At 51.4% G+C, this 14,304-nt stretch carries 13 protein-coding genes; 8 read left to right on the top strand and 5 right to left on the bottom strand.

The annotated features are described in order from the left end of the window. The first annotated feature begins 25 nt into the window (after positions 1–25). The 3 genes from rihC (at position 26) to M977_RS07795 (ending at position 2,384) form a co-directional block, all read left to right on the top strand. On the top strand, positions 26–943 hold the full coding sequence (rihC, locus tag M977_RS07805; RefSeq protein ID WP_064513781.1) for a ribonucleoside hydrolase RihC: 918 nt from the start codon (positions 26–28) through the stop codon (positions 941–943). A gap of 102 nt (positions 944–1,045) precedes the next feature. Next, positions 1,046–1,609 carry a glucose-6-phosphate isomerase family protein gene (locus tag M977_RS07800; protein ID WP_064513778.1) on the top strand — a complete coding sequence of 188 codons (564 nt, stop codon included), beginning with the start codon at positions 1,046–1,048 and terminating at the stop codon, positions 1,607–1,609. After that, entirely contained in the window at positions 1,602–2,384 is a 783-nt protein-coding gene (locus tag M977_RS07795; protein ID WP_064513777.1) for a glucose-6-phosphate isomerase family protein, read from the top strand. Before M977_RS07800 ends, M977_RS07795 begins: the two co-directional genes overlap by 8 nt. An 84-nt stretch (positions 2,385–2,468) precedes the next feature. Here M977_RS07795 and M977_RS07790 read toward each other — a convergent pair whose 3' ends face one another. From M977_RS07790 to M977_RS07770, 5 genes are read right to left on the bottom strand one after another with little or no spacing between them, the layout of a single operon-like run. Next, entirely contained in the window at positions 2,469–3,284 is an 816-nt protein-coding gene (locus tag M977_RS07790; RefSeq protein ID WP_034459364.1) for a PTS system mannose/fructose/sorbose family transporter subunit IID, read from the bottom strand. After that, a complete protein-coding gene (locus M977_RS07785; RefSeq protein WP_064513773.1) occupies positions 3,284–4,081 on the bottom strand; it encodes a PTS mannose/fructose/sorbose/N-acetylgalactosamine transporter subunit IIC in 798 nt (265 codons plus the stop codon). Before M977_RS07785 ends, M977_RS07790 begins: the two co-directional genes overlap by 1 nt. A gap of 11 nt (positions 4,082–4,092) precedes the next feature. Next, on the bottom strand, positions 4,093–4,587 hold the full coding sequence (locus M977_RS07780) for a PTS sugar transporter subunit IIB (RefSeq protein ID WP_064513771.1): 495 nt from the start codon (positions 4,585–4,587) through the stop codon (positions 4,093–4,095). 9 nt (positions 4,588–4,596) lie between these two features. Further along, complete coding sequence (locus M977_RS07775; protein ID WP_064513769.1) at positions 4,597–5,025, bottom strand: PTS sugar transporter subunit IIA; 429 nt, start codon at positions 5,023–5,025, stop codon at positions 4,597–4,599. A gap of 4 nt (positions 5,026–5,029) precedes the next feature. Further along, positions 5,030–6,775, bottom strand: a complete 1,746-nt coding sequence (locus M977_RS07770) for a class I mannose-6-phosphate isomerase (protein WP_064513766.1) — start codon at positions 6,773–6,775, stop codon at positions 5,030–5,032. 198 nt (positions 6,776–6,973) lie between these two features. Here M977_RS07770 and M977_RS07765 point away from each other — a divergent pair, with 198 nt between their 5' ends. The 5 genes from M977_RS07765 to M977_RS07745 all read left to right on the top strand — a co-directional run bounded on the left by M977_RS07765 (position 6,974) and on the right by M977_RS07745 (position 14,239). Continuing rightward, the gene (locus M977_RS07765) at positions 6,974–7,981 is read left to right on the top strand and encodes a LacI family DNA-binding transcriptional regulator (RefSeq protein ID WP_064513763.1); all 1,008 of its coding nucleotides are present in this window, start codon (positions 6,974–6,976) and stop codon (positions 7,979–7,981) included. Positions 7,982–8,150: 169 nt separating this feature from the next. Beyond that, the gene (dapB, locus tag M977_RS07760; RefSeq protein WP_064513762.1) at positions 8,151–8,972 is read left to right on the top strand and encodes a 4-hydroxy-tetrahydrodipicolinate reductase; all 822 of its coding nucleotides are present in this window, start codon (positions 8,151–8,153) and stop codon (positions 8,970–8,972) included. A gap of 466 nt (positions 8,973–9,438) precedes the next feature. After that, the gene (gene carA / locus M977_RS07755) at positions 9,439–10,599 is read left to right on the top strand and encodes a glutamine-hydrolyzing carbamoyl-phosphate synthase small subunit (RefSeq protein ID WP_064513760.1); all 1,161 of its coding nucleotides are present in this window, start codon (positions 9,439–9,441) and stop codon (positions 10,597–10,599) included. A 19-nt stretch (positions 10,600–10,618) separates the two neighbouring features. Then, positions 10,619–13,843 carry a carbamoyl-phosphate synthase large subunit gene (gene carB / locus M977_RS07750; protein ID WP_064513758.1) on the top strand — a complete coding sequence of 1,075 codons (3,225 nt, stop codon included), beginning with the start codon at positions 10,619–10,621 and terminating at the stop codon, positions 13,841–13,843. 162 nt (positions 13,844–14,005) lie between these two features. Next, entirely contained in the window at positions 14,006–14,239 is a 234-nt protein-coding gene (locus M977_RS07745) for a YgdI/YgdR family lipoprotein (protein WP_064513757.1), read from the top strand. Positions 14,240–14,304: the final 65 nt, after the last annotated feature.

Genomic DNA, 14,304 nt, shown 5'->3' with positions numbered 1-14,304 from the left:
TACTTAAAAGATAAGAGAGCAATGTATGAGTAGAACTCCAATCATTCTCGATACCGACCCTGGCATCGACGACGCCGTAGCTATTGCCGCTGCACTTTTTGCCCCGCAGCTTGATTTGAAGTTGCTGACCACGGTCGCAGGCAATGTCAGCGTCGAGAAAACGACCCGCAACGCGCTGCAACTGATGCACTTCTGGCACAAAGATATTCCTGTTGCTCAAGGGGCAGCCACGCCGCTGGTGCGTAAATTGCGCGATGCGGCCTACGTGCACGGCGAGTCCGGCATGGAAGGTTATGCATTTGTCGACCACCAACGCCAGCCGCTGGATAAACCCGCTTTTCAGGCTATTTATGAATGCCTGAACGCAAGCCCTGAAGCTATCACGCTGGTGGCCATCGGGCCGTTGACCAATATTGCGCTGTTGCTCACGCAATACCCGCAATGCAAAGCGAAGATCAAACGGCTGGTGATCATGGGCGGATCGGCGGGGCGCGGCAACTTCACACCAAACGCCGAGTTTAATATCGCCATTGATCCAGAAGCTGCAGCACGAGTGTTCGAAAGTGGGCTGGAAATTGTGATGTGCGGCCTGGATGTCACCAATAAAGCGATGTTAAGCCCTGCATATTTAGAGCAGCTCCCATCTCTTAACCAAACCGGAAAAATGCTACACGCGCTATTTAGTCATTACCGCAGCGGCAGCATGGTGACAGGTTTGCGGATGCATGATTTATGCGCCATTGCCTGGTTGGTGAAGCCTGAGTTGTTCGTTGTGAAGCCTTGTTTTGTGGCTGTTGAAATCCACGGAGAATTCACTTCTGGCACGACTGTTGTGGATATCGAAGGGCGCTTTGAACGGCAACCCAATGCTCAGGTTGCGCTGGATTTGGATGTCGATGGTTTTCAGGCATGGGTGGCGCAAGTCCTGGCGTTGGCACCCTGAGAATTTGCGCGACATAGATCGACTTTCTCCGGTCTGATTAAACGGTTAATCGATTAACCTGCTATGCTAATTTTGCAGTTCTCCTTGGGCCGGAGAAACAACATGACTATTCCTTTCTTTATGCCACCAGGTGTGGCGTTCGCTAACGGCCATTTCACGGCTGAAAATATCATTACTAAGGTCACGCATAGCGGGGATCTGGCTGGCATATTTCACGATCAAACTGCCTGGCGGGCGATCTCTTCAGAAACGCCAATTTACCAGGTTGAAATGCTGAGTTCAGCGCAAGGTGACGGCGAGCTTTATGTGGGAACCACGCATCTGAATCCGGGGCGTGTTGGCGACGAATTTTACATGACCAGAGGGCATTTTCATCAACGGCGCGAGCAAGGTGAGGTTTACTTTGGCCTGCGTGGAAGTGGCCTGTTGCTACTGCAAACTGAGCAGGGTGAGACGAGGCTGGAGCAAGTCTTCGCTGGCTCTGTCCACATCATTCCAGGTTTTACAGCACATCGTCTAATCAACACCGGAACGGAAATTCTCTCAGCACTGGCAGTCTGGCCAACCATTGCCGGGCATGACTATGCCTCGTTGGCAAAGGGCTTTGCGCTACGCGTTATAGAGCAGGATGGCAAAATTCAGGCGAAGGAGGTGCAAAATGGCTGAGCCGCTCCTCAATTTCGGACTGGATATGCAGGTCCATCACCAGCCAATGGGTTTTAGCTACGGCGAAGAGGTAATTGGGCCAGTGCCGGAGATCCGTAAACTCGATCAGATCCGTGCTTCATTGCGTGATCCTTTGTGCCAGGGGCCGGAAGATGTTTATGCGATCGTCATGGATGTTGCTCGATTGCAGGACAGAGAAGAACTTAAAAAACGGATGTTACTGTTTGGCGTGGTGACTTACGCTTCCGGGCGGTTGGGCGATGAACCTGTCCGCAGCCAGGGGCATATTCATCGGATTAGTGCGCACAGTGGCTGGTCGCCGCCAGAGTTATATGAAATCTGGCAGGGTAAAGCGATTATTTACATGCAGGAATATGTTTCCGACGATCCGGGGCGCTGCTTTGCAATCGTGGCCGGGCCTGGCGAAAAAGTGCTGGTGCCGCCGGGTTGGGCGCATGCCACGATCTCAGCTTCACCTGATGAACCGCTGACATTTGGTGCCTGGTGCGACCGGGAATATGGATTTGAATACGAAGCCGTGCGGGCATACAAAGGGCTGGCGTGGTATCCACTATTGCAGGATGAGCATATTGCCTGGCAGCATAACCGTCGCTATATGCCGGGGCGTTTGCAGGTGACTTCACCACGCAGCTATACCGAATTTGGGATTACCGATGAGCCGCTATATCAACAATTTATTGATGATCCCGCGCGTTTTCAATTTATCTCAAAGCCAGGAATGATGAGCCAGAAGTGGGTGGGTTTCCATCCTTAAAAGAGTCGGATGTCGCTCACGCTAATCCGACCTTCGGGCTTGGTGTTGTACGGTGGATAGGCGTAAGCGTCATCCACCGTTTTTTTAAGAGAACAACCCCACTGCTACGCCTACTGCCGCTAACACTAATAACAGCAACATCGCTTTCACCGGTGACACGCCGCGTTTTGCCATCAAATACCAGGTACCAATCACCACCAACAATGGCAATAAATTCGGGAAAATCCCGTCCAACATTTGTTGCACATGAATATTCACGCCGTCTTTGGTGACAAATTCAAGTCCGGTGCCGAGCTTCACGTAACTTGCCGCCACGCCACCCATCACGAATACGCCGAGCAACGATAGCGCTTCACGCAGGCGAGTCGATTTGCTGCTCACCAGCATCTCAACGGACGTCGATCCCATGCGGTAGCCTTTCAGGAACAGGAACCACGAGCCAGGAATAATAATCGCCAGCCACGCCACGCAGTAAAACAGTGGCCCTAGAATATTCCCTCCCGCCGCCAGCGCCATCCCGATACTGAGCAGAATCGGGATTAACATCCCTGGAATCATTGAATCGCCAATCCCAGCCACTGGCCCCATCAGTCCCACTTTCAGGGTGTTGATAGTTTCGCCGTCGATTGGCTCACCGTTGGCGCGCTTCTCCTCAAGACCCAGCACCATGCCGTTGACTATCGCACCCAACTGCGGCTCGGTGTTATAGAACGACGCGTGGCGTTTGAGCATCTCTTTGCGTTGTTCATCATCGGGATAGAGCTTTTTCGCCACCGGCAACATACTCAAGCAAAAGCCGAATGACTCCAGGCGCTCAAAGCTCATTGAGGAGAGGTTGTACATCATCCAACTACGCCAGCAACGGCGCAGATCCTGGCGAGTGAGTTTACGTTCTTCCATCAGAATTCATCCTCATCATCAGCGGGCGTGGAGGCTGTACGTTCAGCCTGTGGCTCAGGTTTGTAGTTGTAGTGAATCAGTGCCAGCAACGCGCCGACAATCACCAGCGCCACCATATTTAGCTTCAGGAAAACAATGCAGATAAACCCCACAAGGAAGTAAATCAACATGCTGTAATTCTTGATGATTTGTTTAAGCAGAATGGCGATACCGACAGCTGGCAGAATCCCGCCGAGCACGTTCATAGTGGAAAGAACGATGTGCGGCAGGCTGTCCATAAAGGCGTTGATATACTGCGCGCCGAAATAGACCGCGATAAACGTTGGAATAAAACGCATCAGGAAGTTGGTGGCTTGCGGCCAGATAGCGCTGTTGAGATACACGCCGCGCTCGTCGCCCTTTTCCAGCGCGATATCCGCACGGTGGTTCCACCAAGAATTGAGCACCATCATGGCGTTGAATAACACGGTGCCCGCAATACCTATAGTGGCAGCTAACGCTACAGCCACTTCAGGGCCTTTATTGGAAAGAATACCCAGTGCAATGGCCGGGAAGGCCACAAAGTTGAGATCCGCAGGCATAGAACCACCGGGGGTTACCATGGCGATATACACGGCCTGAACCGCCACGCCGATGATAATCCCGGTTTGCACATCGCCGAGAATAAAACCTACCAGCATCCCTGAAACCAGTGGGCGGGTAATCAGATACCAGCCGCCAGTCAACCCCAGTAGCCATGGGCTACTAAGCGCACCGAGGTAACAGAGAATGCCGATTAGAGCTGCTTCGAAAGCCATAATGCACTCCTTTATTTGAGTTTTTGTCGAGCATCTTGCCAGCTGTAACTGCTGGCATCGGGTACCAGTCGAAATTCAATCTGGTGCCCGTGCTGCGAGAGATAGTCGAACGCCGCTATCTCTTCGGGATTCACAGACTGATTCGGGCCAATGGTGGTGGTAGTGGCTCGTGCGCTCATCGGACCAACGTTGATTTTCTTATTGCTGTTTTGCAGGCTGATACCGGCTTCTTCAATGCGTTTAAGCGTCACCGGAGATTTACCAATCACGAAATAGTGCTTCTCACTGGCGATGATCTTCGGCAGTTTTTCAATCGCGGTGGCGGTATCAAACAACCAGACTTTGGTGTCCTGCACCGCACCTTTCATCACCGAAGACAACAACGGATCGGCGGCAACAGCGTCATCAATGGCGATGATCCCATCGCACGGCAACTCCTTTGCCCAGCGGGTGATCAACTGGCCGTGGATCACCCGATCGTCAATGCGTACAAAAGAAATACTCATCGCTGCCCCTTAGAAATCATCAGATTGTGTGGTTTCAGCCAGTTGGGCCTGAACCAGCGAGTCGCGCGACTCTTCCAGTAAAACCGCTGCTGCTTGGGCGACATCGGTCAGATCTTTTATTTCATCGCTTAGCAATAGCATCGGGAAATTAACACCTCCCAACACCGCCATTGGCGGCTGCGTTTGCGGATCGAACGCATGATGGCAGGCGATATTCCACGGCGTGCCGCTTTGCAAATCGCACAACACCAGCACACCATCAGCATCTTTGGCGGCCTGTTTCAGCACCGCGGCAAACTCATCGCCAAAACTATTGATGCCCTTGTTCTCAGTGAGCATCACCGGGAATACATGCGGCAATTCGCCATAAACCATTTTGCTACCGGCCAGTAGTGCTTCGGCAAGCGAGCCATGTGTTGCCAGAATTACGTTAATCATCTTGTTATCCTCTTACCCAGGCTTTCATGGTGGCGAGCTGTTGACCTACACCGCTGCCATATGGGGAAATGCGATATTCGCCGACTGCCGCTGGAACAATGAAGGTTTCGGCGTAATGCACCACAAAGGGTTCGAATGCGCCGCTCGGGCTTTCAACCAGCGCTTCACTGCCTTCCACCAGATTCAGTACGTTCACGCCACCATGAGTGTGGTGCGTGACTGGCTGTGTAAACCAGTGGCGGCGGGTTTCGATAAACTCACGTTCATGTAGACCCGTACGTTCTTCGCGCCAGCCATCACCTTCCGCGATAGGCTCGAAATGATTCACCAGATGCTCGGTGACCCATTGCGTATCACGTTGCCAGTCAATCACTTGCGCGCCATGTTCCAGATGTACCGGACGTGGTAGACCATCCAAACCGAGGCGGCCCCAATCCCACAATTTGAAAGTGAAAATATACGGCGTTGCGCTGATCTCCAGCACCATTGCACCGGATCCAGAGCAGTGAACGGTACCTGCCGGGATCAGGAAGTGATCGTGTTTACGTGCCGGGAAACGGTTAACGAATTTCTCATCATCAAAAGCTTTTTCACCCCGCTGCGCACTCGCAAGATCGTCGAGCATTTCCTGTGGATTAATACCGGTTTTGGTCCCCAGATACACTTCCGCACCAGGCTCTGCTTCCAGCATGTAATAGCTCTCATCCTGGGTGTAATGCATGCCGAAATGCTGCTGGATGTATTCGGTAATCGGGTGAACCTGGAAGCTTAAATTCTGCCCGCCGATGGTATCGAGGAAGTCGAAGCGGATCGGGAATTCCGCACCAAAACGGGCATGCACACGCTCGCCAAGCAACGGGCGAGGGTAGAGCAATACCAGATCCTGAGAGGGGATCTCGATCCGCACATCACCAAAACGCAGTAACAGGCTGTTCTCCTCGGGCACACAGTCAAAACACCATGCGTAATTTGGTTTTGAGGGATCGAGATCGAATTTGTCTTTCATCCATTGACCGCCCCAGACTCCTGGGTCGAAGAATGGCACTACGCGGAACGGTTGTTGCGTGGTTTGTTGCAGCGCGTAGCGTAGCGCTTCACCGCTGACCATTGCTGGTTGTTCGGCATTGGTATCGAGTAGGAAATCTGCACGTTTCAGAAGCGGCGTTTTATGACGATCAAACACACGCCACTCAATGAAAAACGCGCGTTTGTAGCGGCGCAGAATATCTTCATCTGTATTATTCGCGCCCCAGTTGCCTAGTTCACCACGGCGAAAACGCTGCTGGATTTCCCAGCGCGCCAGATCCGCATACACCAGAACATCCCCTGAATGAATAAGTGCTGCTCCCGGGCCGTAAACCACTACCAATCCTTCGGTTATTTCAGCGACCTCTAGCTGTGCGGCGGCGAGTTTTTCCGGGCAAAGAAACTCATTTAATTCATGGCATGAGAGTACGCCAAACACCCGGTCATCCGTCAGGTTGCGTGCCAGCAAATCATGCAGATGTTGTTCACTTAAGCGCGCAGATTCGGCATTAATGGTGAGTGTTGGGTTGAGTTGTGCAATGAGTTGCGCGTGAATCTCTTCGAGTTGAACGCCTGGGTAGCAGTCAATAACCAACACGGTTTTTCCCGAGCGAGCAAGTTGCTTACTGACAGCTTGTTGGATTGCGGGCCAACCCTGCCATGCGTGATGGTCAAATCCCGAAACGCTGACTTCGGGATACTTATCGTATGATGCCGGATGCATATTCTTCTCCCTGTTCTTGATAAATTAAGATTAATCGATTAACCGACTTTGAACAGGGTGGTAAACGCGATTAACCCGCCACTTTTAGCAAGATGTCGCCTGAAGTTGAGTTATCTGTGATGGCTTTCACATGGAGAAATGCATTTTTTTGGTTATTCGATTAATCTGAGAATAATTGCTAAATACCAAGGAGTGCTAATGAGCACCGTAACCCTTGCCAAAGTCGCAAAGCAGGCGGAAGTTTCAACTGCTACCGTTTCAATGGTGTTGCGTAACCGAGGCAGAATTTCTGACGCCACTCGAACCCGTGTGCTGAAAGCTCTGGATGACCTGGGGTACGTGTATAACCAAACGGCAGCCAATTTACGCAATCGCACCAGTAATCAGGTCGGACTGCTGCTGCACGATATTACCAACCCTTTTTACGGTGAAATGACTGCCGGGCTAAGCCAGGAAATGGAACGTCACGATCTGCTGCTATTTTTGGCAAACAGTGAAGAGTCCGGCGAGCGCCAGCAAAAATTTGTCGATTCTCTGATGCGCAATAACGCCTGCGGCATGGTGTTGTGCGCGGCACGGGAAACGCCATCGATATTTTTCGAAACCCTGAAGCGCCGTAATATTCCGGCGATTATGGTGGTGCGCCCCATGGACGATGTGGACTTCGATTTTGTCGGCACCGATAACTTTTTGGGCACTCAGTTGGCGACACAGCATCTGTTACGTCTTGGGCATCGCAACATTGCATTTATCGGCGGTAGTGAAAATTCTATTAGCCGTGCACAGCGTATCGGCGGCTACAGCAGCAAACTGCTAGAGCACCGTATCCAGCCGAAAAGTGAATGGGTGGTTTCATCGCTCGCGAGTCAAAGTGATGGTGCCCGCGTGGCTGAAGAGCTATTCCGGCAGTATCCGGAAATCACGGCCGCTGTCTGTTATCAGGATATTGTGGCACTCGGCGTCATGCAGACACTGCGTAAAATGGGACGCCAGCCAGGCATCGACTTCGCGCTTGTAGGTTTTGACGATATTACCGAGGCATCTTTGGTTCAGCCGGCGCTGACGACAGTTTCGGTCGCCGCTAAAGAGATTGGTCGCAAAGCTGGAGAGCTGTTATTTAGCCGTATTCAGGGTAACGATGAGCCCCCAAAACGTATCATCCTGCCTCCAACGCTAGTGGTGCGGGAGTCATGTGGGTTTGCATAATGGGTGATTTAAAACCTTTTGATTATCAGGTGAATGATGGGTTTTACTGATAACTTCAGCGTTTTGTCATAAATTTCTTATTATCGGTGTTTTCGAGTGGCGGCTTGTGAGCGGGCTGGTTAACCTGAGAACGTTATATATGCAGATTAATATAGAAAAGAGAGTGAATATGGATGGATCACAAGTCCGTGTAGCAATCGCGGGTGCGGGTGGTCGCATGGGGCGACAACTGATTCAGGCTGCATTACAGCTGGATGGCATCAAACTCGGTGCAGCACTTGAGCGTACAGGGTCATCCCTGGTTGGTAGTGATGCAGGTGAATTAGCCGGTGTAGCGAAAACAGGCGTTATCGTGAGCGACAGTCTGGATGCCGTGGTCAACGACTTCGATGTCTTTATCGATTTCACTCGTCCTGAAGGCACGCTGAACCATCTGGCTTTCTGCCGCCAACACGGTAAGGGCATGGTTATTGGGACGACGGGTTTTGATGATGCGGGCAAACAGGCGATTACTGACGCTTCAACACAGATCCCAATTGTCTTTGCCGCCAACTTTAGCGTTGGTGTGAACGTGATGCTCAAGCTGTTGGAAAAAGCTGCAAAAGTGATGGGCGACTATACCGATATCGAAATCATCGAAGCGCATCATCGTCACAAAGTTGATGCTCCATCGGGTACCGCTCTGGCGATGGGCGAGGCTATTGCTCATGCGATGGATAAAGACTTAAAAGAGTGTGCGGTCTATTCCCGTGAAGGGTACACCGGCGAGCGCGTTCCAGGCACTATTGGTTTTGCCACAGTGCGTGCAGGCGACATTATTGGTGAACATACGGCGATGTTTGCGGACATCGGCGAGCGTATTGAAATCAGCCATAAAGCATCCAGTCGTATGACTTTTGCAAATGGTGCAGTTAAGTCTGCATTATGGCTGAGTGCTATGAAAAGTGGTCTTTATGACATGCGTGATGTCCTTGATCTTAATAGTTTGTAGTCGTTATTACCCATCGTGATGTGGTTATTTCAATCGTAATTACTTGATTGATAGGGCAATATTTTATTGCCCTTTTTATTTAATGTAATTTTTGTTGTTTGTTTTAATTATTTGTTTGTAATGCTTGTAATTGTACCTTTATGACCCGTTAATCATTGTTTCTTTATCATTTTTGACCATTTGGTCCACCTTTTACCTTCTTGCAATCAGATTCCCATTCATCCAGGCCCGCAACCGATTACGCACCGTAAGTTAGCTGTTGATTTCACCGGTCAATTCCTCTTTTTCACATCAGATCGCTAAAAAACACATAAAAAGTTGCGCTTATGGTAGACTTTTCCCCGGCCGCTCACTAGAATGCCGCCGTTTGTCAAAAATCCAAATGACAGGCTGTTTTGCATTGATTCCTGAATTCGTTTTGAATTAATATGCAAATAAATTGACTGTTTATTCCCTGGAGGGCGTTTTGATTAAGTCAGCAATATTGGTTCTGGAAGACGGAACCCAATTCCACGGTCGGGCCATTGGGGCATCGGGTTCGGCCATTGGGGAAGTCGTTTTCAACACCTCTTTGACCGGTTATCAAGAAATCCTCACTGATCCTTCCTACTCCCGCCAGATTGTCACTCTTACTTATCCTCATATCGGAAATGTCGGCACTAATGCTGCTGACGAAGAATCCTCCCAGGTACATGCGCAAGGCCTCGTTATCCGTGACCTACCACTGATTGCCAGCAACTACCGCAATACCGAAGACCTTTCTTCCTATCTTAAGCGCCATAACATTGTGGCCATCGCCGATATCGATACCCGTAAGCTGACCCGAATCCTGCGTGAGAAAGGTGCACAGAACGGCTGCATCATCGCCGGTGATAACCTGGATGCCACTCTGGCTCTTGAGAAAGCAAAAGCCTTCCCTGGCCTTAATGGTATGGATCTGGCGAAAGAAGTGACCACTCAGGAAGCTTACGCTTGGCAGCAGGGGAGCTGGACACTTGAAGGCGAGTTGCCTGAAGCGGCTAAAGAAGAAGATTTACCGTTCCATGTCGTCGCCTACGATTACGGCGTGAAGCGCAACATTTTGCGCATGTTGGTTGACCGCGGCTGCCGCCTGACGGTGGTTCCGGCGCAAACATCAGCTGAAGATGTGTTGAAGATGAATCCAGACGGCATCTTCTTATCTAACGGCCCAGGTGACCCGGCACCATGTGATTACGCTATCAGCGCAATCAAATCCTTCCTGGAAACCGACGTGCCGGTATTCGGTATCTGCTTAGGCCACCAGTTGCTGGCTCTGGCAAGCGGCGCGAAAACCGTGAAGATGAAGTTTGGTCACCACGGTGGTAACCACCCGGTTAAAGATTTGGATCGCGATTGCGTGATGATTACTGCTCAGAACCACGGTTTTGCGGTAGAGGAATCAACACTTCCGGCGAACCTGCGCGTGACCCATAAGTCACTGTTCGATGGCACGCTGCAAGGCATCCATCGTACCGATAAAGCGGCATTTAGTTTCCAGGGCCACCCTGAAGCAAGCCCGGGTCCACACGATGCGGCACCACTGTTTGACCACTTTATCGAATTGATTAAGCAATACCGTTCTACCGCCACTCTTAATAGCAAGTAAGTATCAGGAGCTAAATAAAATGCCAAAACGTACAGATATAAAAAGCATCCTGATCCTCGGCGCAGGTCCAATTGTTATCGGCCAGGCGTGCGAGTTCGACTACTCCGGTGCTCAGGCGTGTAAAGCGCTGCGTGAAGAGGGTTACCGTGTCATTCTGGTGAACTCCAACCCTGCAACAATTATGACCGATCCGGAAATGGCCGATGCGACTTACATCGAGCCGATTCACTGGGAAGTGGTGCGCAAAATCATTGAGAAAGAGCGCCCGGATGCGGTTCTGCCAACCATGGGCGGCCAGACTGCGCTGAACTGTGCGCTGGAACTGGAACGTGAGGGCGTGCTGGCTGAATTCGGCGTCACCATGATTGGTGCGACCGCTGATGCGATTGATAAAGCTGAAGACCGCCGCCGTTTCGACGTAGCGATGAAAAAAATCGGCCTTGATACTGCGCGTTCTGGCATTGCACACAATATGGAAGAAGCGCTGGCTGTTGCGGCTGACGTGGGTTATCCGTGCATTATCCGCCCTTCATTCACCATGGGTGGCAGCGGCGGCGGTATCGCTTACAACCGTGAAGAATTCGAAGAAATCTGCGAGCGTGGTCTGGATCTTTCGCCAACCAAAGAGCTGCTGATTGATGAATCCTTGATCGGCTGGAAAGAGTACGAAATGGAAGTTGTGCGTGATAAAAACGACAACTGCATCATCGTTTGCTCTATCGAAAACCTTGACCCGATGGGTATCCACACCGGTGACTCCATCACTGTTGCGCCAGCGCAAACGCTGACCGACAAAGAATACCAAATCATGCGTAACGCCTCGATGGCGGTGCTGCGTGAAATCGGCGTAGAAACGGGCGGTTCTAACGTGCAGTTCTCGGTCAACCCGAAAACTGGCCGTCTGATTGTTATCGAGATGAACCCGCGCGTGTCGCGTTCTTCGGCGCTGGCTTCTAAAGCAACCGGCTTCCCGATTGCGAAAGTTGCTGCGAAACTGGCAGTTGGTTACACCCTCGATGAGCTGATGAACGACATCACCGGCGGCAAAACGCCTGCGTCGTTTGAACCGTCTATCGACTACGTTGTGACTAAAATTCCTCGTTTTAACTTCGAGAAGTTCGTCGGCGCTAACGACCGTCTGACCACGCAGATGAAATCTGTGGGTGAAGTGATGGCGATTGGTCGCACACAACAGGAATCACTGCAAAAAGCGTTGCGCGGCCTGGAAGTGGGCGCAACCGGTTTTGACCCGAAAGTGAATCTTGATGACCCTGAAGCGCTGACCAAAATTCGCCGCGAGCTGAAAGACGCTGGTGCTGAGCGTATCTGGTACGTTGCTGATGCATTCCGCGCGGGCATGTCTGTTGATGGCGTGTTCAACCTGACCAACATTGACCGCTGGTTCCTGGTACAGATTGAAGAGCTGGTGCGTCTGGAAGAGAAAGTCGAAGAGATTGGCATTACTGGCCTGACTCACGACTTCCTGCGCTTCCTCAAGCGTAAAGGTTTTGCTGATGCGCGTCTGGCTAAACTGGCTGGCGTTCGCGAATCTGAAATCCGCAAACTGCGTGAGCAATACAAATTACACCCGGTTTATAAGCGTGTTGATACCTGTGCGGCGGAGTTCTCAACCGATACCGCGTATATGTACTCCACGTATGAAGACGAGTGCGAAGCTAACCCGAACAACGACCGTGACAAAATCATGGTGTTGGGTGGCGGCCCGAACCGTATCGGCCAGGGTATCGAGTTCGACTACTGCTGCGTTCACGCATCCCTTGCGCTACGTGAAGATGGTTACGAAACCATCATGGTTAACTGTAACCCGGAAACCGTTTCTACCGACTACGACACTTCTGACCGCCTGTACTTCGAGCCTGTAACCCTCGAAGACGTGCTGGAAATTGTCCGCGTTGAGAAACCAAAAGGCGTTATCGTGCAGTACGGCGGCCAGACTCCGCTGAAACTGGCTCGTGAACTGGAAGCAGCTGGCGTACCGATTATCGGCACCAGCCCGGATGCCATCGACCGTGCAGAAGACCGTGAGCGTTTCCAGCACGCTGTTGACCGCCTGAAGCTGAAACAGCCTGCCAACGCCACCGTCACCGCCATCGAAATGGCGGTAGAGAAAGCGGCACACATTGGTTACCCGCTGGTTGTGCGTCCATCCTACGTTCTGGGTGGCCGCGCGATGGAAATCGTCTATGACGAAGTCGATTTGCGCCGTTACTTCCAGACAGCGGTTAGCGTTTCAAACGACGCGCCAGTGCTGCTCGACCGCTTCCTCGACGATGCGGTAGAAGTGGATGTTGACGCAATTTGCGACGGTGAAACCGTGCTGATTGGCGGCATTATGGAACACATCGAACAGGCAGGCGTTCACTCCGGTGACTCCGCATGTTCATTGCCAGCTTACACGCTGAGCCAGGAAATCCAGGACGTGATGCGCCAGCAGGTGCAGAAACTGGCTTTCGAACTGCAAGTTCGCGGTTTGATGAACGTGCAGTTTGCGGTGAAAGATAACGAAGTCTACCTGATTGAAGTTAACCCACGTGCAGCGCGTACTGTACCGTTTGTCTCTAAAGCAACCGGCATGGCGCTGGCTAAAGTAGCGGCGCGCGTGATGGTTGGGCAAACCCTTGTACAGCAGGGCATGACCAAAGAAATCATCCCACCGTACTACTCCGTAAAAGAAGTGGTGTTGCCGTTCAACAAATTCCCGGGCGTTGACCCACTGTTAGGGCCAGAAATGCGCTCAACCGGTGAAGTCATGGGCGTTGGCCGCACCTTCGCAGAAGCTTTCTCCAAAGCAATGCTGGGCAGCCAGTCCACCATGCGTAAACCAGGCCGCGCACTGCTGTCTGTTCGCGAAGGTGACAAAAAACGTGTGGTAGACCTGGCGGCTAAATTGCTGAAGCAGGGCTTCGAACTGGACGCAACCCACGGTACTGCGGTTGTGTTGGGTGAAGCAGGTATTAACCCGCGTCTGGTGAACAAGGTGCATGAAGGTCGTCCGCACATTCAGGACCGTATCAAGAATGGCGAATACACCTACATCATCAACACCACGGCTGGCCGTCAGGCAATTGAGGATTCCAAGCTCATTCGCCGCAGCGCACTGCAATACAAAGTGCACTACGACACCACGCTGAACGGTGGTTTTGCTACCGCGATGGCGCTGAACTCTGACGCGACAGAAAAAGTGATTTCAGTGCAGGAAATGCACGCGCAAATCACTAAGTAATCGCTTCGTAAAGCTTTCTAAACCCGCCTCGGCGGGTTTTTTTTCGCTTATTGTCCGCACCGGGATGCCTTCAGAGTGTTCTGTATTTTCCAGCGAAGCCGGAAAATCCTGCTAATGTTTTTAGTCTGAAGATGAGAAATGACTACAAACAGGGAGAACAACATGAAAAACAAAATTCTACTGGCGTCCTTATTCGCTACCGCAACGTTGCTGACCGTAGCAGGCTGTTCATCTAACCAGGCGGTAAAAACCACAGATGGCAAAACCATTGTCACAGATGGTAAGCCACAGGTTGATGACGAGACTGGCCTGGTTTCTTACAAAAATGCGGAGTCCGGCAAGACTGAGCAGATCAACCGCGATCAGGTTAAATCGATGGGCGAACTGGATAATTAATTCTAGACTTCCCACTTAGCCCGACTGGAATTATGACTATTAGCCTGTTGAATTACTGACTACAC

It is taken from the genome of Buttiauxella gaviniae ATCC 51604, from assembly GCF_001654835.1.
Lineage (GTDB): Bacteria > Pseudomonadota > Gammaproteobacteria > Enterobacterales > Enterobacteriaceae > Buttiauxella > Buttiauxella gaviniae.
This window is presented reverse-complemented; position numbering and strand designations above follow the sequence as displayed.

Bases quoted from the DNA above. Each gene is read 5' to 3' on its own strand.
- M977_RS07780 (WP_064513771.1), bottom strand. From the start codon at position 4,587: ATGAGTATTTCTTTTGTACGCATTGACGATCGGGTGATCCACGGCCAG.
- carB (WP_064513758.1), top strand. From the start codon at position 10,619: ATGCCAAAACGTACAGATATAAAAAGCATCCTGATCCTCGGCGCAGGT.
- dapB (WP_064513762.1), top strand. From the start codon at position 8,151: ATGGATGGATCACAAGTCCGTGTAGCAATCGCGGGTGCGGGTGGTCGC.
- M977_RS07765 (WP_064513763.1), top strand. From the start codon at position 6,974: ATGAGCACCGTAACCCTTGCCAAAGTCGCAAAGCAGGCGGAAGTTTCA.
- M977_RS07795 (WP_064513777.1), top strand. From the start codon at position 1,602: ATGGCTGAGCCGCTCCTCAATTTCGGACTGGATATGCAGGTCCATCAC.
- M977_RS07770 (WP_064513766.1), bottom strand. From the start codon at position 6,775: ATGCATCCGGCATCATACGATAAGTATCCCGAAGTCAGCGTTTCGGGA.
- rihC (WP_064513781.1), top strand. From the start codon at position 26: ATGAGTAGAACTCCAATCATTCTCGATACCGACCCTGGCATCGACGAC.
- M977_RS07790 (WP_034459364.1), bottom strand. From the start codon at position 3,284: ATGGAAGAACGTAAACTCACTCGCCAGGATCTGCGCCGTTGCTGGCGT.
- M977_RS07800 (WP_064513778.1), top strand. From the start codon at position 1,046: ATGACTATTCCTTTCTTTATGCCACCAGGTGTGGCGTTCGCTAACGGC.
- M977_RS07775 (WP_064513769.1), bottom strand. From the start codon at position 5,025: ATGATTAACGTAATTCTGGCAACACATGGCTCGCTTGCCGAAGCACTA.
- M977_RS07745 (WP_064513757.1), top strand. From the start codon at position 14,006: ATGAAAAACAAAATTCTACTGGCGTCCTTATTCGCTACCGCAACGTTG.
- M977_RS07785 (WP_064513773.1), bottom strand. From the start codon at position 4,081: ATGGCTTTCGAAGCAGCTCTAATCGGCATTCTCTGTTACCTCGGTGCG.